We start from the raw sequence: 21,807 nt of genomic DNA, 5'->3' as shown, positions 1-21,807 counted from the left end.
GAGGCGTTGCCGTGAGTGAGCTGCGATTCGTCCATGCGGGCTTCGGCGCGGACGCGGTGGAGTACCAGCGGGCGTGGGACATGCAGCGCGAGGTCCACGCCGCCCGGTTCGCGGACGAGGTCCCCGACACCTGCCTGCTGCTGGAGCACCCGCCCGTGTACACGGCCGGTCGGCGCACGGCGGACAGCGAGCGGCCCCTGGACGGTACGCCGGTCATCGACGTGGACCGCGGCGGCAAGATCACCTGGCACGGTCCCGGCCAGCTCGTCGGCTACCCGATCATGAAGCTTCCGCGCCCGGTGGACGTGGTGGCGCACGTACGCCGCCTGGAGGAGGCGCTGATCCGTACGGCGGCGGAGTTCGGCGTGGAGACCACGCGGGTCGAGGGCCGCAGCGGGGTGTGGGTGCTGGGCGACCCGGTGGAGCAGCGCCCGTCGCTGGGCGGACTGTCGCTGGACTTCGACCCGCGCCTGCACGACGAGGAGTTCGACGCGCGCCTGAACGGCCCCGAGTACGCCCCGTCCAACGCCGGTCAGCGCCGCGAGGACCGCAAGCTGGCGGCGATCGGCATCCGGGTGGCCAAGGGCGTCACCATGCACGGCTTCGCGCTGAACGTGAACCCGGACAACACCTGGTTCGACCGGATCGTGCCGTGCGGCATCCGGGACGCGGGCGTGGCGTCGCTGTCGGAGGAGGCGGGCCGGGAGGTGACCATCGCCGAGGTGCTGCCGGTGGTGGAGCGGCACCTGCGCGACGTACTGGAGAACGCGGAGCTCAAGCCCCGCGAGGTCGTGCGCGAACCGGACCCCGCCGCCCCGGCCGAGGCGGTCGCGTCGGCCTAGGAATGTGTACGTCTGGCCAGAGGTTGGCCAGGGCGTAACGACAGCCGCCGAGAAGGCCACACTTTTATCGGGCGTACCCTGGTGTTCGCCGAGGAATCGAAGCCGTAGGAGCCAGCCGTGTCCGCAGTCGCACCCGACGGACGCAAGATGCTGCGCCTGGAGGTCCGGAACAGCCAGACCCCCATCGAGCGCAAGCCCGAGTGGATCAAGACCCGGGCGAAGATGGGCCCCGAGTACAACCAGCTCCAGAAGCTCGTCAAGAGCGAGGGACTGCACACGGTCTGCCAGGAGGCGGGCTGTCCCAACATCTTCGAGTGCTGGGAGGACCGCGAGGCGACCTTCCTCATCGGCGGTGACCAGTGCACCCGGCGCTGCGACTTCTGCCAGATCGACACGGGCAAGCCGCAGGCGCTGGACCGTGACGAGCCGCGCCGCGTGGGCGAGTCGGTCGTCACGATGGACCTGAACTACGCCACCATCACCGGCGTCGCGCGCGACGACCTGGAGGACGGCGGCGCCTGGCTGTACGCGGAGACCGTGCGCCGGATCCACGCGATGACCGCCGAGCGCGAGGGCGGCCACACCAAGGTCGAGCTGCTGATCCCCGACTTCAACGCGGTGCCCGAGCAGCTGGCCGAGGTCTTCTCCTCCCGCCCCGAGGTGCTGGCGCACAACGTCGAGACCGTCCCGCGGATCTTCAAGCGGATCCGCCCCGGTTTCCGTTACGAGCGCTCCCTGGAGGTCATCACCAAGGCCCGCGAGGCCGGTCTGGTGACCAAGTCCAACCTGATCCTCGGCATGGGCGAGACCCGCGAGGAGGTCAGCGAGGCGCTCCAGCACCTGCACGACGCGGGCTGCGAGCTCATCACGATCACCCAGTACCTGCGCCCCTCGGTGCGCCACCACCCGGTGGAGCGGTGGGTGAAGCCGCAGGAGTTCGTGGAGCTGAAGGAGGAGGCCGACGAGATCGGTTTCTCCGGTGTGATGTCGGGCCCGCTGGTCCGCTCCTCGTACCGGGCCGGCCGGCTGTTCCAGCAGGCGATGGAGCGGCGGAGCCAGGCCACTGTGTGAATCGCCGCACAAGCGGCAGTGGGCGTGACGACGCGGCCCGTGCATGCGCCCAGGTGAGGGGCGCGCACGGGCCGCGTCGGCGTACCGGCGCCCACACCGGTGTTTCATCGGCGTTTGACCGGTCGGTCACGCCCTGGTAACACCAATCAGTGACGATGCTTGTACGCCCCGCGCACACGCCGCCGCGTGCGCCGCGCGCGCGTCACTCCCCCACTCCCGCCGAACCCGCTCTCAGGGAGGACCCCGACATGCAGGCCGCGACTCAGCAGGTACGCAAGGCAGACCGGACGCGCCGGACACACGCCGTACCCGATCTCCGTGAGGTCCGGGCCAACGCCTTCCCGTCCGTCACCGACGCCCTGCGCGCCGTGGAGTCCCTGCTCCTCAGCGGCGGCCAGCGCACCGCCCGCCGCAACGCCTGGACGTCCGTCCTGGAGGACCGGCGCCGGGCGAGGGACAGGGTCGAGGCACAGCACGTACTGGAGGCCGCGGCCGACCGCACTTCCTCGGCCACGTAAACTTCACAGCATGGCGAGGAAGGCAAAATCAGACAGCGGTGACGCCGCTGCGAACCCCGGGCGACTGAAGCAGATCGCTCTGACGTACAAGATGACCCGAAAGGCCGATCCTAAGGTCGGTCTTGTCGTCGCGGGCGTGGGAATCGTCGTCTTCGGCGTCCTCCTCGCGATCGGCTTCCTGGTCGGGCACCCCGTTTACCTGGGCATCCTGGGCTTCCTGCTGGCCTTCCTCGCGATGGCGATCGTCTTCGGGCGCCGCGCCGAGCGGGCGGCCTTCGGGCAGATGGAGGGCCAGCCGGGCGCGGCGGCCGCCGTCCTGCAGAACGTGGGCCGCGGCTGGACGACCACCCCCGCGGTGGCGATGAACCGCAACCAGGACGTGGTGCACCGCGCGGTCGGCAAGGCCGGCATCGTGCTGGTCGCCGAGGGCAACCCGAACCGGCTCAAGACGCTGCTGGCGGCCGAGAAGAAGAGGATGGCCCGCATCGTGGTGGACGTGCCGGTGCACGACATCATCGTCGGCAACGGCGAGGGCCAGGTGCCGCTGAAGAAGGTCCGTACGACCATGCTGAAGCTGCCGCGGGTGCTCTCCGGCCCGCAGGTGACGGCCGCCAACGACCGGCTCCGGGCGATGGGCGACCTGATGAGCAACATGCCGCTGCCGAAGGGGCCGATGCCGAAGGGCATGCGGATGCCGCGCGGCGGAAAGATGCGCTAGGAGTACGCGTACGAAGAGGGGCGCCCCGCCACGACGGCGGGGCGCCCCTCTTCGTACGCGTACCGCTAGCCGCGCACCTGCACGGCGCCCGAGAGACGGTCGTGCAGTCCACGGCCGTCGCGGTCCCAGATGAGCGCGGGAACGGCCAGGCACAGCAGCAGGCTGCGCACCGCGACGCGGCCGAAGCCCAGCCGCTCACCGGCGACGGAGATCACCCGCAGCCCGAGCAGCCGCTTACCCGGCGTGCTGCCGACCGTGCCCACGGTGAGCACGTTGAGTACGAACAGAACGACCACGGCCCAGTTGCCCGCCGCCGCCTGGTCACCCGGTGCGATCAGGCCGTATGCGATCACCATGCACAGGGCCCAGTCGATGAACAGGGCGCCGAAGCGCCGTCCGAGGGGGGCGAGGGAACCCGGCCCCTCCTGCGGCAGGCCGAGCCGCTGACCCCGGTAACCGAAGTCGGCGCCCATCTCCTCGGCGGCCGCGCGCGGCCCGGAGAGCCACGATCCGATTGCTTGCCTGTTGTCCACCCGACCACCGTACTGTGCCCGCTTTCGATCACTTCGACCCGGGTCTGGTCGGGCGCGCGAGCCCCCGCGCCGGTTAACTTGGTCGAAACAAATGGGTCACGCTTGAGAAATCCCGCGTCCCTAGGGTCAGAACCAGCGTGTGCCACCGCACTGGCCGCACGACCGAGCTACAACCCCGCCCTCCCCCGGGTGGGAGTAGGAGGAGTTGGATGTTCCAGAACGCCGACGACGTCAAGAAGTACATCGCGGACAACGACGTCAAGATGATCGACGTCCGCTTCTGCGACCTTCCCGGCGTGATGCAGCACTTCACGATTCCGGCCACGGCGTTCGACCCGTCCGAGGAGCTGGCCTTCGACGGCTCGTCGATCCGCGGCTTCCAGGCGATCCACGAGTCCGACATGGCGCTGCGCGCGGACCTGTCGACGGCGCGCCTGGACCCGTTCCGCCGCGACAAGACGCTGAACATCAACTTCTTCATCCACGACCCGATCACGGGCGAGCAGTACAGCCGCGACCCGCGCAACATCGCCAAGAAGGCCGAGGCCTACCTCGCCTCCACCGGCATCGCGGACACCGCGTACTTCGGCCCCGAGGCGGAGTTCTACGTCTTCGACTCGGTCCGCTTCAACACCTCGGCGAACGAGGGCTTCTACCACATCGACTCCGAGGCCGGCGCCTGGAACACCGGCGCCCTCGAGGACAACCGCGGCTACAAGGTCCGCTACAAGGGCGGCTACTTCCCGGCCCCGCCGGTCGACCACTTCGCCGACCTGCGCGCCGAGATCTCCCTGGAGCTGGAGCGGGTCGGCCTCCAGGTCGAGCGCCAGCACCACGAGGTCGGCACCGCCGGCCAGGCCGAGATCAACTACAAGTTCAACACGCTGCTGGCCGCGGCCGACGACCTGATGCTCTTCAAGTACATCGTGAAGAACGTCGCCTGGCGCAACGGCAAGACCGCGACCTTCATGCCCAAGCCGATCTTCGGTGACAATGGCTCCGGCATGCACGTCCACCAGTCGCTGTGGCAGGGCGGCTCCCCGCTCTTCTACGACGAGCAGGGCTACGCCGGCCTGTCGGACACCGCCCGCTACTACATCGGCGGCATCCTGAAGCACGCCCCGTCGCTGCTGGCCTTCACCAACCCGACGGTGAACTCCTACCACCGCCTGGTCCCCGGCTTCGAGGCCCCGGTCAACCTGGTCTACTCGCAGCGCAACCGCTCCGCCGCGATGCGCATCCCGATCACCGGCTCCAACCCGAAGGCCAAGCGCGTCGAGTTCCGCGCCCCGGACCCGTCCTCGAACCCGTACCTGGCCTTCTCGGCCCTGCTCCTCGCGGGCCTCGACGGCGTCAAGAACAAGATCGAGCCGGCCGAGCCGATCGACAAGGACCTCTACGAGCTCGCCCCCGAGGAGCACGCGGGCGTCCCGCAGGTCCCGACCTCCCTCCCGGCCGTCCTGGACGCCCTGGAGGAGGACAACGAGTACCTGCAGGCGGGCGGCGTCTTCACGTCCGACCTGATCGAGACGTGGATCGACTACAAGCGCACCAACGAGATCGCCCCGATCCAGCTGCGCCCGCACCCGCACGAGTTCGAGCTGTACTTCGACATCTAGGATCGCCTCAGGTCGGAGCGGGTTTCCGCGCGCCTGGGCCGTCTGTGGGCCGTCGGCCGTGCTCTCCTTCCGGAGAGGACGGCCGACGGCCTTGCCGTTGATCCAGCACGTCCTCCAAGAGGTGGCACCACACCGGTGTCCTCACGGCCGCCGAGGGAGGCGACATCAGCATCATCCGGCCGTCAGACGCGCTGTTGAGGCGGGCGGCCACGTCGGTGTGGCTGGTCGGGGCGCTTGTGCTGCTGCTCGGCGGCTGCGACGCCCTCTCCACCGACAGGACACCCGAACGCGTCAAGGACGGCACCGCCGGGCTCGAACTGACCGTCGAGGGCCGCCCCACCCCCGGCAGCCTCGCCACCACCGAGCACGTCCTGGCCCGTCTCAAGGCCAGGGACGCCGAGGGGCTGTCCGAGCTGGCCCGCGAGGACAGCGGTACCGGGAGCGAAGCGGAGCGGTGGGTGACCCGCTGGGGTGACGCAGCCCAGCGCCCCGCCACCGCGGACTTCTCCGCGGGCGAGAAGGAAGCCTTCGTCGAGGTCCGTTTCGCCGGTGAACGCTCCACGCTGTCGCTTCTGCTCATGCCGGAGGACGAGAAGAGCCCCTACGACGACAGGTTCGTGGTCGTTCTCCAAGAGGACCGGTGAGGTGATGGACCCCTGAGGGCCCGTAGACCCGCGTTACGGGCGCCCCGCCATCTCAGGCGGAAAGTTCCCGTTCCAGGGGGGTGCGGAAGCGGGGGGTGACGCGGGTGCCGTTGAGCCAGGTGTGGAGGCGGGCCGCTTCGGTTTCGATGGCGGTGTGGGCCTCGTGGCCCGGGTCGGTGTCCGTGAGGAGGCGCCAGACCGGTTCGCCGTCGGGGCGCACAGCCCAGCCGCCGATGACGCGGCCGTTCCACCAGACGGTGGGGCCGATGTTGCCGCTGCGGTCGAAGAGGGCGGCGCGGTGGGCCGGGGTGAGGTACCAGTCGCGGGCCTGCCAGCCCATGGGGGTGGGGTCGAGGGCGGGGAGGAAGGCCGCCCAGGGGGCCGGAGGTTCGGTCGGGGAGATGTCGTCGGGAAGGACGTGGCCGGTGGTGCCGTCGTCGAGGTCGACCGGGACGGCGTGCACGGCCTGGAGGGCCTTGCGTACGTCGGTGACCTTCCAGCCCGTCCACCACTTCAGGTCCGCCTCGGTCGCCGGGCCATGGGAGGCCAGCCAGGCGCGGGTGAGCGTGGCGCGGGCCTCGGCGGGCGGGATGTCGGGGAGCGGGGGCGCGATCGCCCAGCGGAACTGGCTGGACGTCCAGGAGCCGAGCGGCCTGCCGCGGACGACGCGGGCCTCGGTGCCGAGCAGGCGCAGCAGCCGGGAGGAGACGGTCTGGCGCTGCTCGTAGCTGGTGCCGGGGGCGTACACGAACTGTTCGCGCAGCCGTGGTTCGTCCTGGGCCAGTTCGGCGGCGGTGGCCTCGCCGCGCCGTGCGAGGGCTTCGAGGGTCGACTTCTCGACATCCGCGAGCCATGCCTCGTCGAGGGTGCTGCCGGCCGTCAACTGCTTGATGAGCGTGGCGCGCTCGCGGGCGGCGACGTCGTGGGTGGTGGAGGACTGTACGACGGGTGCGAGGGCGGTGGGCACGACGAAGACCGTGTGGCGCATGCCGTGCATGCGGACGAGGGTGCGGTCCTCGTACAGGGCCCGTTCCATGGCGGCGACCGGGCCGGCCGGGTCGGTGAGGCGGGCGCCGGCGGCGAGGTGGACGGTGGCGGGGTCGGTGCCGTGCAGGGCGGTGAGGGACATCGCCACCTGTTCGACGGTGGCCGCGCGGGCGGCCGGGGCGAGGTGGTGGCGTACCGCGAGGCGGGTGCGGCGCTCTTCGTCCGTCATACGGGGGCGGGGGCTGGGCATGGCATAGAACCTACCCATGGACGCGATCACATGTGATGGGGAGCGGATCAGCCATACGGTGCGCGAGCCGCGCGATGCGGCGGTGGCGGTGGCGGTGGCGGTGACCGTGGTGCTGTTGCACGGGGCGGGGACCAGCAGCTCGGAGCGGCTCCTTCCGCTTCTTGGGGAGTTCACGGGGCGGGGCTGCCGGGCGCTCGCCCTGGACTTCTCGGGGCACGGCGAAAGCAGCGGTGCGCTACGGGAGTTGAGCCTGGAGCGGCGGTTCGTCCAGGCGCGGGCGGTGATCGACCGGGTGGTGCCGGAGGGCGACGAGCTGGTGCTGGTGGGCTTCAGCATGAGCGGCCAGACCGTCGCCGACCTGGCCGGTCACTACGGGCGACGGGTGCGGGCGATCGGGCTGTGCGCGCCCGCCGTGTACGCGGAGGAGGCGTGGCGGGTGCCGTTCGGGGACGGGCGGGGAGCGTTCACCGGCATCCTCCGGCGGCCGGAGAGCTGGCGGACGTCCCGGGCGCTGGAGGCGTTCGCGGCGTACGAGGGTACGGCCGTGCTGGTCGTCCCCGGCACGGATCACGTGATTCCGCCGGCCGTGACGGAGGCGGTCGAGGAGGCGCTCACCGTCCGGTCCCGGTACCGGCGGCTGGACCTGGAGCGGGCGGACCACCACCTGGCGCGGTGGCTGCGGGACGAGGCGGACGACCGGCGGCGGTTCGTCGACGCGGTGCTGGCGGAGCCCCGGACGTTCGACTGGGTGGCGAAGCAACTGCCGGACGGGGACCGGGTGCGGTCGGTGCGCCGGCTGCTCGGTGGCGGCACGTCACAGATGCGCCTGCTGCGGACGGAAACGGAACGGGACCTCGTCCTGCGGTCGTTCGTCAAGCCGTTCTACCGGCGGCACGCGCCGGGGCTGCTCACCCGGGAGGCGGAGGTGCTCGGCCTGCTGGCCGGTACGGATGTGCCGGTCGCGGAATGCGTGGCCGTGGACGCCACGGCGGAGTTCTGCGACGCGCCCTCGCTACTGATGACGCGTCTGCCCGGTGTCGTACGGGTCGACGAGGCGGACCTGGACGCGCGCGTCGAGCTGCTGGCGCGGCAGCTGGTGGGCATCCACGGCGTGACGGTGCCGGAGGGGGCCCGCCCGCGCCCGTACCAGGCGTGGACGTCGCCGGAGCGGGTGAGGCTGCCGGAGGGTACGGCCCGGCCGGGGCTGTGGCGGCGGGCGGTGGAGGTGATCGGGCGGGAGGCACCGGCGTACGAAGGCTGCTTGCTGCACCGGGACTTCCATCCGGGCAACGTCCTGTTCACGGGCGTCGGTGAGGGGCTGCGGCTGAGCGGTGTCGTCGACTGGGTGGAGACCTCCTGGGGGCCGGCGGATCTGGACGTGGCGCACTGCTCGACGGCGCTGGTGCTGCTGCACGGGGTGGAGTGCGGGCTGCGGTTCACCGAGCGGTACGCCGCGCACGGCGGCGTACTGTCCGGGGACCCTCGGGACCGGCTGTACTGGCGGCTCCTGGACACGCTGGCGTTCGCCCCGTACGCGGACAGGGTGGCCCGGTCCTGGCGGGAGCTGGGCCGTACCGACCTGACGCCCCAGGTGCTGGCGGCGCGCCTGGAGGCGTACATCGGCGCGCTGTTCAGCGGGACCGGGGTGTAGCGGCGCGGTCCCGTGCCCGCCGGTCCCCCTTGTGGGCGGGCGGGCACGGGTGGTGCTCAGCGGCTGCTGTGGATCAGTGCACGGACCATCCGGCACGTGATGTCGGACGGCGGGTGGACGCCGATGCGCGCCGCCGTGCTCCGTATCGTCTCGTTGTCGGCCTTCGACGGGTGGTAGACGCCCGAGTCGAGCAGGGCGATCGCCAGCCGCATGGCCTTCAGGCGGCGGTTGTGGGACACGTACCACTCGCGGGGCCGACCCGCCGGCAGTGGCTTCTTCTTGAGGGGCTTCCAGGGTTCGAGGGGCAGTGTCGTGAGTGCGGCAACGGCCATCGGCGACCTCCTGGTACGCGGTGTGGGGACCCTCCCCCGGGCCCTCACGAACTACCTCGATTTTACTGCCGCCCACTGACAATCGGCCCTGGCCAGCACGGCTCTGACCCGTCGTGGGAAGGGCAGGCGGGTACGGTGACGGGCATGGAGATCTGGATCAATCCCGCGTGTTCGAAGTGCCGTGGCGCCCTGAAGCTGCTCGACGAGGAAGGGGCGGACTACACCGTCCGCCGCTACCTGGAGGACGTGCCGTCCGCCGACGAGATCCAGGACGTGCTGACCCGCCTCGGCCTCGAACCGTGGGACATCACCCGCACCCAGGAGACGGCCGCGAAGGAGCTGGGGCTGCGGGACTGGCCGCGCGAGGCCGGTTCGCGTGAGCGCTGGATCGCGGCGCTGGTGGAGCACCCGAAGCTGATCCAGCGCCCGATCATCACCGCCGACGACGGCACGGCGGTCGTGGCCCGGACGGACGAGGCGGTACGGGACGCGCTCAGCCGGTCCTGACCCCTGGACCGGGATCGGGCCGGGGCGGGGCCGGGTCGAGGGCGGGGCGGGGCGGGGCCGGGTCTAGGCCGGGTCGGGGCCGGGTCGAGGCCGGGTCGGGATCGGTCGGGATCGGTCAGGAACGGGTCAGGAAGTCGGCGATACGGCGGTCCGTACCGGGCGGGGAGGCCAGCGGCAGCGCGTGGTGCGTGGCGCCGGGCAGTATCTCCGTCCGTACGGCGGGCAGGTCCCGGGCGGCCGCGGCGACCTTGCGGACGTCGTGGGCCCGGGACCTCTCGGCGAGCAGTACGAGGGTGGGCACATCGAGGGTGCGCAGCGCGTCGGCGGACGGGCGGGGCCCGTTGACCGGTCTGGCGGCCGGGAAGCCGGCGGTGTGCGCGTCCAGCCGTAGCCAGGCCGGGTCGAGGGGCACCCCGCGCGTCTCCCATTCCAGGAACAAGCGGTTGCGGGCCGGGGTGGGGCGCAACAGCATCGGCAGGGCGCGGAGCAGGTAGCGGGGGCTGAAGCCGGCGAAGCAGTTCGTCGGGTCCAGCAGGACCAGCCGGGTCACGCGGCGCGGGGAGCGCAGCGCGTAGTGGAGGCCGGTCCAGGCCCCGTACGAATGGCCGCACACGGCGGCGGAGTCGAGCCCGAGCCCGTCCAGGACCGCGTCGAGCCAGGCCATGAGGTCGGCGACGGTACGGACCGGCCGGTCGCCGGGCCCTGCCACGCTGCGGCCCGGGTCACCGATGGTGTCGACGGCGTGTACGCGGTGCGTGCGGCCCAGTTCGGCGGCGGTGGCGTACCAGACGGTGGAGGTGGCGCCGCCGCCATGGAGGAGGACGACGGGCGGGGCGTTCCGGGGGCCGTGGCTGTTGACGTGGGTGCTGCCGTAGGGGGTCGGGACGGTCGACTGTCCGGTCCCCTCGGGCCATTGGGCGAGGACGGCGTCGTAGGCCGCGAGGAACGCGTCGGTCGCCATGGGTGCCTCCGGGTCGCTGGATCATCTCGCTCAGCGATAATCTCGATGAACGAGATGATACGCCGGAGGTGTCACGTGTCCATGGAGATGCCGAAGGAGATGGAGATCTTCCATCTGCTACGGGCAGTCACGGTCGAGTTCGGGCTGCGGCAGGCCGAGTTCGCCACCCGTAACGGCATGCACGCCACCGATGTACGTGCCCTGATCTGCCTGCTGGACGCCGAGCGGGCCGGTACGGACGCCACGGCCGGGTGGCTCGGCGCACAGCTCGGGCTCAATTCCGCCGGGACGACCGCGGTCATCGACCGCCTGGAGCGGCTCGGCCACATCGCCCGCGTACGGGACGAACGCGACCGGCGGCGCGTGCGGCTCACCGTCGAGGACCGCGCGAAGGAGCTGGGCAGGGCGCACTTCGGGCCGTTGATCGACGGCACGGTGGCGTTGCTGCGGGGCTTGGAGGAGGGCGAGGTGGAGGCGGTGCGACGGTTCCTGGGTGGCGTACGAAGTCTGCTGAGGGAGGAGGGAGTTGAGTAGAACCGGCTTGCTACTCGTACGTAGGGGCACACACGGAACCGATCCGGCCGTCGCTCCCCCGTACGGCCGGGGACAGGAGCCCCTACGTGTCACGCAAGAAGACGCTCAGCGGTAAGAAGAAGCTCGCCCTGCTCGTCGGCGCGGCCGCGATGGCCGGCGGCACGGCGATCGTGATGACCGGGACCAGTCAGGCGTCGGTGGCCTGCGACGGTCTGGCCACGGCGCTGAGCAACAACGAGAAGTTCATCGCCGGTCAACGGGCCAACCCGGACGCCCAGTCGGAGGCGCGGATCGCCAACCGGCAGGCCGTCATCGAGCAGATCGAGCGGCAGCAGGCCGCTGCCGGCTGCGAGGTCGGGCAGGGCGGTACTGAGGACGGTGGAGCCGGTGACGCGCAGGCGGGAGGGGCTCAGGCGGGCGGCGGCCAGGCGCCGGGTGCCGGCGCGGACAATGGCCAGGGTTCAGGCCAGGGCAATGGCCAGGCTGCCGACAACGGACAGGGCGCCGGCAATGGGCAGGGCAATGGGCAGGGCAATGGGCAGGGCAATGGGCAGGGCAATGGGCAGGCCGCGGGCAACGGTGCCGGTGATGCCACGGCCCAGCCGCCCGCCGGGCAGGGCGGCCGGCAGGGCGGTGGTGAGGCCGGCGAGGTGGTCTGCGCCGGGTCGACCGTGACCCTCTCGGGTGAGGGCGGCGCCCCTGCCGCCTCCAGCAACCAGTTCCCGCTCGGGACCAAGCTCAAGGTGACCAACCTGGACAACGACAAGTCGACGACCGTCGAGGTCACCTCCGTGTCCGGAAGCTGCGCCCTGCTCAACAACGCGGCGTTCGAGCAGGTCCGCGAGCCCGGCAAGTTCCTGATCCGCAAGGCCCGCATCGAACGCGTCGGCTGACGGGCGGGCGGGAGCCCCCGGACAGGAGGCGCGGTTCAGTCGGCGAGCCGCGCCTCCGCCTCCGCCAGGATTTCCGTCACGCGCAGCCCGAACCGTACGTCGCAGGGATGCGCCTCCCCGCTCCGTACCGACCCCAGCAGCGCGTCCACCGCCGCCCCGAACGACCCGACCGCGTCCGCCCACCCGGGCATCACCGCCCGCCCCTGCTCGCCGAAGAGCGCGATGCCCGCATCCGAGGCCCGCACCGGGGCGCTCAGGCTCAGCGTGACCGTGCTGCCTGCGCCCGACGCGTGCCGCAGCACCAGGTGCCGGGCGTCTCCCGGCCCCGCGACGGCCGACGTGACCTCCGTCACCTCCCCGAGCACGGGCAGGAGCACCGACAGCACATGCGGGCCCACGTCCCAGAGCCCGCCCTTCTCCCGGCGCCAGGGTGACGTGGCGTACGTGCTCGTCGACCCGGGCGAGAACAGCGCGCCCAGCCAGTGCGCCTGCGCCAGGTACCAGCCGCCCAGCGCCGCCTGCTCCTCGATCCACGGGGCGGTGTCCGAGGCGAACCGGAGCGTGCAGAAGACGACGGACGCCACGCCCGCCCTGTCGGCGGCCTCCGCCACCTCGCGGGCGCCCGCCACGCTCGTCGCGACCGGCTTGTCGAGCAGCAGATGGCACCCGGCCGCCGCGGCCCGTGCGGCGAGCGGGGCCTGCACGTCCGGCGGCAGGGCGAACGCCACCGCGTCGCTCGCCGCGAGCAGCGCGTCCACGTCGTCGTACGCCCGCGTCCCGTGCGTGGCGGCGAGGGCCACCGCGGCGTCGGGGCGCCTGCCCCACACCCCGCTGAACGTCACGCCGGGGTGGGCGGCCAGGGCGGGGGCGTGGGTGCGGTCGGCCCAGGGTCCGGTGCCGAGGAGTCCGATGCGGGGCGTGGTGTTCATGACCGCCAGTCTGCCCTCCGTCCTCCGTACCGGAATCATGAGCCCCGTATACGAAGCCGCCACTGAACGCGCACGCGCGCGCACAGCCGCCGCGGGAAACACGGGAAAGCTGAGTAACACGGGGTTCACAAACGGGCAACGGTCGGGAAATCCCGTATTGCGAAGCTGCGCGACATACCGCTGCACCCGCAAAGGATGAGGCCCCCCGTGACCACCATCAAGGCTGAGTACATCTGGATCGACGGCACCGAGCCGACCGCCAAGCTTCGCTCCAAGACGAAGATACTGGCCGGCTCCGCCGCCACCGGCGTCGCCGATCTGCCCATCTGGGGCTTCGACGGGTCCAGCACCAACCAGGCCGAGGGCCACGCCTCCGACCGCGTGCTGAAGCCGGTCTTCTCCTGCCCCGACCCGATCCGCGGCGGTGACGACGTCCTCGTCCTGTGCGAGGTCCTCAACACGGACATGACGCCGCACGAGTCCAACACGCGTGCCGCGCTGGCCGAGGTCGCGGAGAAGTTCGCCGCGCAGGAGCCCATCTTCGGCATCGAGCAGGAGTACACCTTCTTCAAGGGCTCCCGCCCGCTCGGCTTCCCCGAGGGTGGCTTCCCGGCCGCGCAGGGCGGCTACTACTGCGGTGTCGGCTCGGACGAGATCTTCGGCCGTGACGTCGTCGAGGCCCACCTGGAGAACTGCCTGAAGGCGGGCCTGGGCATCTCCGGCATCAACGCCGAGGTCATGCCGGGCCAGTGGGAGTTCCAGGTCGGCCCGCTGGCGCCGCTGGAGGTCTCGGACCAGCTGTGGGTGGCGCGCTGGCTGCTCTACCGCACCGCCGAGGACTTCGACATCTCCGCCACCCTCGACCCCAAGCCGGTCAAGGGCGACTGGAACGGCGCCGGCGCGCACACCAACTTCTCCACCAAGGCGATGCGCGAGGGCTACGACGCGATCATCACCGCGTGCGAGGCGCTGGGCGAGGGCTCCAAGCCGATGGACCACGTCAAGAACTACGGCGCGGGCATCGACGACCGCCTGACCGGTCTGCACGAGACCGCCCCGTGGAACGAGTACAGCTACGGCGTCTCGGACCGCGGCGCCTCGGTCCGCATCCCGTGGCAGGTCGAGAAGGACGGCAAGGGCTACATCGAGGACCGCCGCCCGAACGCCAACGTCGACCCGTACACGGTGACCCGCCTGCTGGTGGACACCTGCTGCTCCGCGCTGGAGAAGGCCGGCCAGGTCTGATCCGGCAGGTTTGGTCCGGCAGGTCTGATCGGGCAGGTCTGATCGGGCAGGTCTGATCCGGCACCCGGTTCACGACCGGAGGGCGCTCACCGTTCCCGGTGGGCGCCCTCCGGCGTTGTCGCTGCCGCGGTCACTGTCAGTGGTGTCTGCCACAGTGGGCTCATGCTTGCGATCAGGGTGGAGACGGAGAAGCACGGCGAGGAGTACGCCCGCGTTTCGGCGGAACGGCTCGGGGATCTCGTGCTGCGCATCGGCGCGGACGGGGACCGCTTCCTGGTGGTCCAGCGGATACCGGACGTGCCGGACGTCTTCGTCCAGGTGTGGCACGCGGACGGCGGCGGTTACCAGTTGGAGCACCGGGACGGGGCGCCCGAGCGGCACTTCATGGTGGAGCTGGCCGACGCGGGGCGGGTCGCCGAGGCCATGGTGCGCTGGGCCCGGCAGGAGAGCGCCTGGGACGCCGGACTGCCCTGGGAGCCCGTCCGCCTGCCGCTGCCCGAGCCGGTGCCGGAGCCGGCCGCGGAGATACGCGAGCAGGTCGAGGAGCATGTGCGCGAGCTGCTGGTGTGCGGGTACGCGAACCGGGCGCGGCTCGCCGAGGCCGCGGAGGAGTGGCTGGTCAGCGGGGACGAGCGGCCGGTGTCGCCGGCGCAGGCGCGGCAGTTGGTGGACCGGCTGTGGCGGGAGCGGCTGGAGGAGCAGGCCGGGTGGGTGGGGACGACGGACCCGGAGCGGGTCGCGCGGGCCTTCGCCGCGCTCGACGCGCGCGGCATCGTCGCCCGGGAGGACTTCACCTGTTGCCGCACGTGCGGGATGTCGGAGATAGGTGAGGAAGGGGACGCGAGTTCGCGCGGCTTCGTCTTCTTCCACTCGCAGTGCACCGCGGGCGCGGCGGCCGGGCATGGGCTGTATCTGCTGTACGGAGGGTTCGACGGCTCCGAGGAGACCACCGCCGCCATCGGGCGGGAGGTCGTCGCGGCGCTCGGCGAGGAGGGGTTGACGGTGGACTGGGACGGTTCGCCGGAGCAGGCGATCATCGTGACGGGGCTGGATTGGCGCAAGCGGCTGCCGTGACGCCTTGCCGGTCCGGAAGGGCCGAGAAGGGCGGGTGCCCGGCATCGGCATCTGATTCAATGGGGGCATGGCCAGCCTTCAGAACACCGCGACGGGTCGCAGCGACCTCCAGCCGTTCTGGCCGTCCCGTCAGCACCACGACTTCGACCGGGTGTGTTGCCGCGCGACGAACGCGTCGGCCCTCTAACGCCTTTCGGCACCCTGTTTCTCCAGCCCGGCTGCCCGGACAGGCCTTCGGCCGACGCGCATGACGTACTCCCGTCCCTTCGCGCGAAAGAGCTGACCTCATCATGGCCAACACCCGTACCCTCTCCGCCGTTCCCGCCACCGCGACCGCCACCGCGACGTCCGTGAGCAACCGGCACCGGCTGCGCGCCGTCGACGAGCGCGACGAGCCCGTACGCCTGCCGGGCGGCGTCGACGTCGCCGAGTTCCTGCCGCCGGGTGCCACCTGGGTGCCCGCGCCGCCGCACACCGTGCCCTCGCTGCCGGGGCAGCCGCCGATGGTCGGCTACCTGGTCCTCGTACCGGCCGGTGCTCCGGGCGAAGGGCCCGACGGGTCCGACTGGTCCCACGGGTCCGACTGGTCCGACGGGCCGGTGACGATTGACGGCGCCCGGCGCACCGCGCGGGTGGCCGGGCGCCCGCTGGACCTGACGTACCTGGAGTTCGAGCTGCTGGCGCACCTGGTCGCGCACCCCCACCGGGTGCACACCCGCGACCACTTGGTGACCACCGTGTGGGGGTACGGACATGTGGGGGACGGGCGGACGGTCGACGTCCATGTCGCCCGGCTGCGGCGCAAGCTGGGCGCCGAGCACCGCCACACGATCCGGACCGTGCGGCGGGTCGGCTACACGTACGCGCCCTGAACCGCTAGGCGGCGGCGCCGCGGGACCGCGCCCGCGCCCGTGCCACCAGGCCCAGGGTCACGTCCACCGCGAGGAACACCAGCAGGCTGACGCCGAGCATGGGCACGAACCAGCCCACCAGCGCCGTCGCGGCGGCCAGCGGAAGGAGCAGCGTGACGGGCACCTTGCGCCAGGCACCGCGCGGCATGGGCCGGCCCGCGCTCAGCTTCCGTTCCTGCGTCGGCCTGCGCAGCCACCACATCCGGTAGCCCCACACGATGAGGAGGATCAGCGCCACCATGAGGACGGCGAGCACGAGCTGGTTGGCGAGCCCGAACAGGACGCCCATGTGGGCGTCGATACCGAAGCGGGTCAGCTTGGCGAGCACCGGGTAGTCGGCGAACCGCAGTTCGTCGATGACCGTGCCGTCGGCCGGGTCGACCGCCACCGAGTCCAGGTGGACCGGGAACTGGGTGTCGGTCTCCTTGACCACGTACCCCTTGCCCTCGGCCGGGAGGGTGACGGCGATCCTCCCGGCCACGCCGGCGCCGCGGGCGGCCTCGACCGCCTTGTCGATGCCGACGTCGGGGCCCGTGGGGGCGGGGGCGGTGTGGTGGGCCGTGCCGTGGCCCTCGTGTCCGGTGCCGCCATCCGCGGCCGCGCCGTCGAGGGTGGCGGAGACGGTGGGCGTGGCGCCGCCGAGCTGCGACTGTACGGCGTCGATGTTCTCGCCCGCGTACCGGGACCAGGTCAGGCCGGTGGCGGAGAGGATGACGAGGCCGGTCACGGCCCACAGGCCGACCGACCCGTGCCAGGAGAGGGTGCGGCGGCGGGACGTGGGGCCGCGCTCGGGCAGGACCAGGGCGCGCTTGGCGGTGCGCTTGCGGCCGATCCACAGGGCCAGGCCGCCGAGGGCGACGACCCACATCCAGCTGGCGGCCATTTCGCTGTAGTTGCGGCCGAGCTCACCGAGCTGGAGGTTCGCGTGGAACTCGGAGAGCCAGGTACGCAGCGGGAGCGCGCCCGAACTGCCGTAGCTGGGCAGGTCCCCCCGTACCTCGGCGGTGTAGGGGTCGACGAAGACGGCGAGCGACTTGCCTTCCTCGACGGTCGGGCTGCTCATGAGTACGCGGGTGGTGGCGCCGTCCTCCGAGGAGGGCCAGACGGCGGTCACGGTGCCGTCCGGGTGGGCCTCGCGGGCCGCGTCGACCTGTTCGGAGAGCGGGAGGACCCGGTCGCCGACCGGGACCTGGAGCTCATGGCGGTAGAGGACCTTCTCCGCCTGGAAGGAGAGGGCGTACAGCAGTCCGCTGGTCGCGGCGACGAGGAGGAGCGGGGCTATCAGGAGCCCCGCGTAGAAGTGGATCCGGAGGAAGAGGGGGCGCAGGGCGCCCCAGGTCGACCGGCCTTCGGTGGGCGAAGGGGCGGTTCCGGCGGGTGGCTGGGCCGTCGTGCGGTCGTCAATGGCCATGACTGTCCTAGGAGTCGGCGTTGGTTGCATGTCTGCAGGGGGAAGCGGCCCCCAGGTCAGACGTGCGTCGCTCCGGGGACCGTGGCGCGGGGTGCGAGGGGCGTGGGCGGGCCGCGCCGCGAGAGGGTGTGCGCGAGGACGACGCCGTGGTGGCGGCGGAGGGTACGGGTCCGGAGGCGCGGCGGCCGTGGGGCGTCGGGCAGGCGTACGGCGGCGAGCAGCAGCCGCAGCGGGGTGATGGCGAGGGCGCCGACGGCGCGGGCGAGGCGGAAGAAGGCGGCCTCGCCACGGGCCAGCCAGAACGCGCACACGGCGGCGGCGAGCAGGTGGACGGCGACCATTCCGGCGGAGGCGCCGCCGACGAGCCCGGCGAGGAGTTCGGCCACGCCGCCGGATCCGGCGGGGACGCCCGGCATGGTGGCCCCGTGGGCCATGCCCGGCATCGCGTCCGGCGCCGGCCCGGCCGTCATGTCCGCCGCCGTACCGGCCCCGTGGCTGTGGTGCCCGCCGCTGCCCGTGAACGTCACGTGCAGCACGCTCTGGAGGGCGAGGAGTCCCGTACCGATGAAGGCGGGCCCTCGGCGGCGGCCCGCGGCGAGCCAGGCGAGGCCGCCGGTGACGCCGAGTGCGACGAGCAGCGAGCCCGGCGGAACATGGTGCGCAGACATGGACGAATGCCCCATCGCCGCCAATGTCACGCACACCGCCGCGAAGAGTGCGGCACGCAGGGCGCGCATCGGCGACCGGGCATTCGTCATCGTCGACTCATGCTGCCATCCCGGCGGCGAGGACGGGAGACCAGCCGTCACCGGCAATCGTCCGGCAGGTTCTTCTGGCAGCAGAACCACTGTTCGGAACGCGGCGGGCGAGGCAGGCTCGGATCATGAAACTTCTGATGCTGGGTGGGACCGAGTTCGCCGGACGCGCCGTCGTGGAGGCCGCGCTGGCCCGCGGCTGGGAGGTGACGGTCTTCCACCGGGGCCGCCACGAGCCGCCGCCCGGTGTGGTGTCGCTGCTGGGCGACCGGACCGCGCCGGACGGGCTCGCGGCGCTCGCCGAGGGGCGGTGGGACGTGGTCGTCGACACCTGGTCGTCGGACCCCACCGCGGTACGGGACGCCGCGCGGCTGCTCGCCGGCCGGGCCGGCCGCTATGTGTACGTCTCCAGCCGCAGCGTCCACGCGTGGCCACCGGCGGCGGGGCTGGCCGAGGACGGCCCACTGGTGGAGGCGTCACCGGACGCGACGGGCGTGCCCTACGCGGAGGCCAAGCGGGGCGGGGAGCTGGCGGCGCTGGCCGCCTTCGGCGAGGAGCGGGTGCTGTTGGGCCGCGCCGGGCTGATCATCGGCCCGTGGGAGAACGTCGGCCGCCTGCCGTGGTGGCTGAACCGGATCGCCCGCGGCGGCCCGGTGCTCGCCCCGGGGCCGCGCGACCTGCCCCTGCAGTACATCGACGTCCGCGACATGGCCGAGTGGCTGCTGGACGCGGCGGAGGCCGGGTTGTCCGGCCCGTACAACCTGGTGAGCCGGTCGGGCCACACGACCATGGGCGAGCTGCTCGACGCCTGTGTACGCGCCACCGGCTCGGACGCCGAGCTGCGGTGGACGGACCCGGAGGCGGTCCTCGCGGCGGGCATCGAGCCCTGGTCGGGCCTGCCGATCTGGATCCCGCCGGGCGAGCTGTGCGACGCGATGCACGGCGGTGACGTGTCCAAGGCGCTCGCGGCGGGCCTGCGGTGCCGCCCGGCGGCCGAGACGGTCGCGGACACCTGGGCGTGGCTCAGCGGGCTGGACGGCGTGGCGCCGCAGCGGGCGGACCGCCCGGAGCTGGGCGTCACGCCCGAGCAGGAGGCGAAGGCGCTCGCACGGCCTGGGAGTAGCGGTTCGCCCGCTTTGCGGACGTAGATTTCTACGAAATCACGCGCGTGCTGAACGGCGCCTGAATCACGCCCGTATGGAACGGAGCGGTTCACCCCGCCCAGGATTGGAGTTCCATGCGACGCACACGAAAACGCTCGACACTGGCCAACCGGGCGATCGCCGCCTCGGCTGCCCTGATACTGGGCGGCGGCGGGTTGATCGCGGCCAATGTCTACGCTTCCGCCGGCGAGGGCTGGTCGGGCTGGTCCGGCTCGTCGCCGCAGCAGCAGAAGCCCTTGAACGCCGGACAGCAGATGTCCACCATCGACTGCCCCGAAGTCGCCAACGGCCTTCGGGACGTGCCCCAGCAGGCGCGCGCCGAAGTGGACCGGGAACTGGCGACGATGGACACCCAGATCACCGAGGCGTACCAGCGGTTCGCCGATCAGAAGGAACAGATCCAGCAGGATCCGGCCTTTGCCCAGAATGCCATTCTCAATCCGCTGAAGGACAAACGGGTCGCCGCGATCGGCCGGATCGTGATCGCCATCGACCGCGTCGCGCAGCGCCCGAGCGGGCTGGAAAACCTCGCGCCGTGCGCCCTGCGCGCGGACGACGCCAACCAGGTCAAGGACCAGGACGGCGGCTTCGGCCAGGGCGGCGGCGGCGACCAGAACGGAGACGGCCAGGACCAGGGACAAGACCAGGGCCAGGACCAGGGACAAGACCAAGGACAGGACCAAGGCCAAGGACAGGACCAGGGACAAGGCCAAGGACAAGGCCAAGGCCAAGGCCAAGGGCAGGGTCAGGGCCAGGGGCAGGCGGGCAACGGGCCCGTGGTGGCCGACTTCGTCGACATCCAGAACGTCCAGCCCAACGTCCGCAACCCCCGCCAGTCGCGCGGCGCCTCGCGAGGCACCTTCACCACCGATTGCGGGCGTAACGAGAACGGCAAGTTCAACCCGGACAATGTCATCGTCGCGCCCGGTGTGAGCAATGGCGCCCACCATATGCACGACTACGTGGGCAACCAGGCCAACGACGCCTTCGCCAGTGACGACGATCTCGCCAATGGGCAGACCACCTGCCGGAACCAGGGGGACAAGTCCACCTACTTCTGGCCGGTGCTGCGCCTGCAGAACGGCCAGAACGAGAACGACGCCAACGCGGACGGCGGCGGCAAGGACCAGAACGTCGGTGAAATCCTCACTCCCAGCCAGGTCACGATGAATTTCGTCGGCAGCCCGGTCTCCCGGGTCACGGCCATGCCGAAGTTCCTGCGCATCATCACCGGTGACGCCAAGGCGTTCACCAACGGTGACGCGAACGCCAATGCGTCGTGGAGCTGCACCGGTTTCGAGGACCGGCAGCTGAAGGACAAATATCCGATCTGCCCCCAGGGCAGCCAGGTCGTACGGACGTTCAAATTCCAGAGTTGCTGGGACGGCCAGAACACCGACAGCGCCAACCACCGCACCCATGTCGCCTTCGCCGACGGGAACGGCCGCTGCCCCAACGGTTTCCAGGCCATTCCCCAGCTCGTCCAGCGCATTGTCTACGACGTTCCGCAGGGGACCGTGTTCGCCGTGGACTCGTTCCCCGAGCAGCTCCACAAGCCGATCACCGACCACGGAGACTTCATCAACGTCTTCAACAACCGGCTGATGCAGCAGATGGTGAACTGCATCAACGGCGGACGGCGCTGCGCCTGATCACCGTCTGACCCGACCGACGAACCCTCCGGGGCCGGATCACCCCTCGTGATCCGGCCCCTCTCGCTGTCCCGGCTCAGCTCCCGTGGTGCCCCGAGTGGCCGCCTTGGCCCCCCTCGCTCCCCCCGCCGCCGCTCCCCGAGTGGTGCGACGCGCCTCTCTCCACCGCACCGCCGAGACGGCCGCGCAGCGCCGTGACGACCTTCTCCTCGCCGACGGCCACCCACTTGCGGCCGACCAGGTACGCGCCGCCGTAGTCGTTCGCCTCGTTGATCCACTCGCGCTGGCCGCGGTCGGTGGCGAAGGTGGCCAGCACGTACTGGCCGTCCTTCGTCTCGCAGTTGGCCTGCCGGATCTCCTTCGCGTCCGTCTGTATGTTCGGCTCGCAGGAGACCTTCGCCGCCAGCTGCTCCAGGGTGCCCGTCGCCGTCTCCGGCGCGGCGTCGGACTCACCCCCGCCGCCCCCGCCCGCGTCGCACGCCGCTGCCGCGGGCAGAGCCAGGGCCACCAGGGCGGCCGTCACCAACGCCAAACGAGTTCGCTCCGTACGCATCTGGCCATCGTGCCGGTTCGCCCCCCTGCTCCGAGGGCGAACCCCGAGTAACGT

Annotated in this window: 23 protein-coding genes; 15 read left to right on the top strand and 8 right to left on the bottom strand. The window is 71.7% G+C overall.

Annotation, left to right across the window (positions count from 1 at the left end):
- The first annotated feature begins 11 nt into the window (after nucleotides 1-11).
- From lipB to AMK26_RS04375, 4 genes are all read left to right on the top strand, one after another.
- Nucleotides 12-842, top strand: coding sequence for a lipoyl(octanoyl) transferase LipB (lipB, locus tag AMK26_RS04390; RefSeq protein ID WP_073752061.1), 831 nt, complete (start codon nucleotides 12-14; stop codon nucleotides 840-842).
- Nucleotides 843-959: 117 nt separating this feature from the next.
- Nucleotides 960-1,913 (top strand): lipoyl synthase, encoded by a 954-nt coding sequence (gene lipA / locus AMK26_RS04385; RefSeq protein ID WP_073752060.1) that lies wholly within the window; start codon nucleotides 960-962, stop codon nucleotides 1,911-1,913.
- A 248-nt stretch (nucleotides 1,914-2,161) separates the two neighbouring features.
- Nucleotides 2,162-2,431: an SCO2195 family GlnR-regulated protein gene (locus tag AMK26_RS04380; protein WP_073752059.1), complete on the top strand. Its 270-nt coding sequence runs from the start codon at nucleotides 2,162-2,164 to the stop codon at nucleotides 2,429-2,431.
- A gap of 10 nt (nucleotides 2,432-2,441) precedes the next feature.
- Nucleotides 2,442-3,149 carry a DUF4191 domain-containing protein gene (locus AMK26_RS04375; protein WP_073752058.1) on the top strand — a complete coding sequence of 236 codons (708 nt, stop codon included), beginning with the start codon at nucleotides 2,442-2,444 and terminating at the stop codon, nucleotides 3,147-3,149.
- A 65-nt stretch (nucleotides 3,150-3,214) separates the two neighbouring features.
- Here AMK26_RS04375 and AMK26_RS04370 read toward each other — a convergent pair whose 3' ends face one another.
- Complete coding sequence (locus AMK26_RS04370; protein WP_073752057.1) at nucleotides 3,215-3,682, bottom strand: RDD family protein; 468 nt, start codon at nucleotides 3,680-3,682, stop codon at nucleotides 3,215-3,217.
- A 209-nt stretch (nucleotides 3,683-3,891) separates the two neighbouring features.
- On the opposite strand from AMK26_RS04370, the gene glnA reads away from it, so the two are divergent.
- A complete protein-coding gene (gene glnA / locus AMK26_RS04365; protein WP_073752056.1) occupies nucleotides 3,892-5,301 on the top strand; it encodes a type I glutamate--ammonia ligase in 1,410 nt (469 codons plus the stop codon).
- A gap of 194 nt (nucleotides 5,302-5,495) precedes the next feature.
- Nucleotides 5,496-5,945, top strand: coding sequence for a hypothetical protein (locus AMK26_RS04360; protein ID WP_143608460.1), 450 nt, complete (start codon nucleotides 5,496-5,498; stop codon nucleotides 5,943-5,945).
- A 52-nt stretch (nucleotides 5,946-5,997) separates the two neighbouring features.
- Here the strand turns inward: AMK26_RS04360 and AMK26_RS04355 are convergent, their stop codons facing one another.
- Complete coding sequence (locus AMK26_RS04355; RefSeq protein WP_073752054.1) at nucleotides 5,998-7,182, bottom strand: winged helix DNA-binding domain-containing protein; 1,185 nt, start codon at nucleotides 7,180-7,182, stop codon at nucleotides 5,998-6,000.
- Nucleotides 7,183-7,198: 16 nt separating this feature from the next.
- Between AMK26_RS04355 and AMK26_RS04350 the strand changes: the two genes are divergently transcribed.
- Entirely contained in the window at nucleotides 7,199-8,833 is a 1,635-nt protein-coding gene (locus AMK26_RS04350; RefSeq protein WP_073752053.1) for an alpha/beta fold hydrolase, read from the top strand.
- A gap of 56 nt (nucleotides 8,834-8,889) precedes the next feature.
- Here the strand turns inward: AMK26_RS04350 and AMK26_RS04345 are convergent, their stop codons facing one another.
- On the bottom strand, nucleotides 8,890-9,165 hold the full coding sequence (locus AMK26_RS04345) for a hypothetical protein (protein ID WP_073752052.1): 276 nt from the start codon (nucleotides 9,163-9,165) through the stop codon (nucleotides 8,890-8,892).
- 144 nt (nucleotides 9,166-9,309) lie between these two features.
- On the opposite strand from AMK26_RS04345, the gene AMK26_RS04340 reads away from it, so the two are divergent.
- Entirely contained in the window at nucleotides 9,310-9,672 is a 363-nt protein-coding gene (locus AMK26_RS04340) for an arsenate reductase family protein (RefSeq protein WP_073752051.1), read from the top strand.
- 115 nt (nucleotides 9,673-9,787) lie between these two features.
- Here the strand turns inward: AMK26_RS04340 and AMK26_RS04335 are convergent, their stop codons facing one another.
- Nucleotides 9,788-10,633, bottom strand: coding sequence for an alpha/beta fold hydrolase (locus tag AMK26_RS04335; RefSeq protein ID WP_073752050.1), 846 nt, complete (start codon nucleotides 10,631-10,633; stop codon nucleotides 9,788-9,790).
- Between the two features lie 81 nt (nucleotides 10,634-10,714).
- On the opposite strand from AMK26_RS04335, the gene AMK26_RS04330 reads away from it, so the two are divergent.
- Nucleotides 10,715-11,167, top strand: coding sequence for a MarR family transcriptional regulator (locus AMK26_RS04330; RefSeq protein WP_241837787.1), 453 nt, complete (start codon nucleotides 10,715-10,717; stop codon nucleotides 11,165-11,167).
- A gap of 86 nt (nucleotides 11,168-11,253) precedes the next feature.
- Nucleotides 11,254-12,060, top strand: a complete 807-nt coding sequence (locus tag AMK26_RS04325) for a hypothetical protein (RefSeq protein WP_073752049.1) — start codon at nucleotides 11,254-11,256, stop codon at nucleotides 12,058-12,060.
- A 35-nt stretch (nucleotides 12,061-12,095) separates the two neighbouring features.
- Here the strand turns inward: AMK26_RS04325 and AMK26_RS04320 are convergent, their stop codons facing one another.
- The gene (locus tag AMK26_RS04320; protein ID WP_073752048.1) at nucleotides 12,096-12,989 is read right to left on the bottom strand and encodes a Gfo/Idh/MocA family protein; all 894 of its coding nucleotides are present in this window, start codon (nucleotides 12,987-12,989) and stop codon (nucleotides 12,096-12,098) included.
- A gap of 195 nt (nucleotides 12,990-13,184) precedes the next feature.
- Between AMK26_RS04320 and glnII the strand changes: the two genes are divergently transcribed.
- The 3 genes from glnII to AMK26_RS04305 all read left to right on the top strand — a co-directional run bounded on the left by glnII (nucleotide 13,185) and on the right by AMK26_RS04305 (nucleotide 16,180).
- Nucleotides 13,185-14,234 carry a glutamine synthetase gene (glnII, locus tag AMK26_RS04315; RefSeq protein ID WP_073752047.1) on the top strand — a complete coding sequence of 350 codons (1,050 nt, stop codon included), beginning with the start codon at nucleotides 13,185-13,187 and terminating at the stop codon, nucleotides 14,232-14,234.
- A gap of 162 nt (nucleotides 14,235-14,396) precedes the next feature.
- A complete protein-coding gene (locus tag AMK26_RS04310; RefSeq protein WP_073752046.1) occupies nucleotides 14,397-15,308 on the top strand; it encodes a DUF6891 domain-containing protein in 912 nt (303 codons plus the stop codon).
- Nucleotides 15,309-15,598: 290 nt separating this feature from the next.
- Nucleotides 15,599-16,180 carry a winged helix-turn-helix domain-containing protein gene (locus AMK26_RS04305; RefSeq protein ID WP_073752045.1) on the top strand — a complete coding sequence of 194 codons (582 nt, stop codon included), beginning with the start codon at nucleotides 15,599-15,601 and terminating at the stop codon, nucleotides 16,178-16,180.
- 4 nt (nucleotides 16,181-16,184) lie between these two features.
- Here AMK26_RS04305 and AMK26_RS04300 read toward each other — a convergent pair whose 3' ends face one another.
- The gene (locus tag AMK26_RS04300) at nucleotides 16,185-17,630 is read right to left on the bottom strand and encodes a PepSY-associated TM helix domain-containing protein (RefSeq protein WP_073752044.1); all 1,446 of its coding nucleotides are present in this window, start codon (nucleotides 17,628-17,630) and stop codon (nucleotides 16,185-16,187) included.
- Between the two features lie 56 nt (nucleotides 17,631-17,686).
- Entirely contained in the window at nucleotides 17,687-18,388 is a 702-nt protein-coding gene (locus tag AMK26_RS04295) for a hypothetical protein (protein WP_241837786.1), read from the bottom strand.
- Between the two features lie 125 nt (nucleotides 18,389-18,513).
- Between AMK26_RS04295 and AMK26_RS04290 the strand changes: the two genes are divergently transcribed.
- Both AMK26_RS04290 and AMK26_RS04285 read left to right on the top strand, forming a co-directional pair.
- A complete protein-coding gene (locus AMK26_RS04290; protein WP_073752040.1) occupies nucleotides 18,514-19,533 on the top strand; it encodes an NAD-dependent epimerase/dehydratase family protein in 1,020 nt (339 codons plus the stop codon).
- A gap of 89 nt (nucleotides 19,534-19,622) precedes the next feature.
- Nucleotides 19,623-21,200, top strand: a complete 1,578-nt coding sequence (locus AMK26_RS04285) for a DUF1996 domain-containing protein (RefSeq protein ID WP_073752038.1) — start codon at nucleotides 19,623-19,625, stop codon at nucleotides 21,198-21,200.
- Nucleotides 21,201-21,276: 76 nt separating this feature from the next.
- On the opposite strand, the gene AMK26_RS04280 is transcribed toward AMK26_RS04285, so the two are convergent.
- A complete protein-coding gene (locus AMK26_RS04280; protein ID WP_073752036.1) occupies nucleotides 21,277-21,753 on the bottom strand; it encodes a hypothetical protein in 477 nt (158 codons plus the stop codon).
- Nucleotides 21,754-21,807 lie beyond the last annotated feature (54 nt).

The sequence above is a fragment of the Streptomyces sp. CB03234 genome (genome assembly GCF_001905885.1).
GTDB lineage: Bacteria > Actinomycetota > Actinomycetes > Streptomycetales > Streptomycetaceae > Streptomyces.
This window is presented reverse-complemented; position numbering and strand designations above follow the sequence as displayed.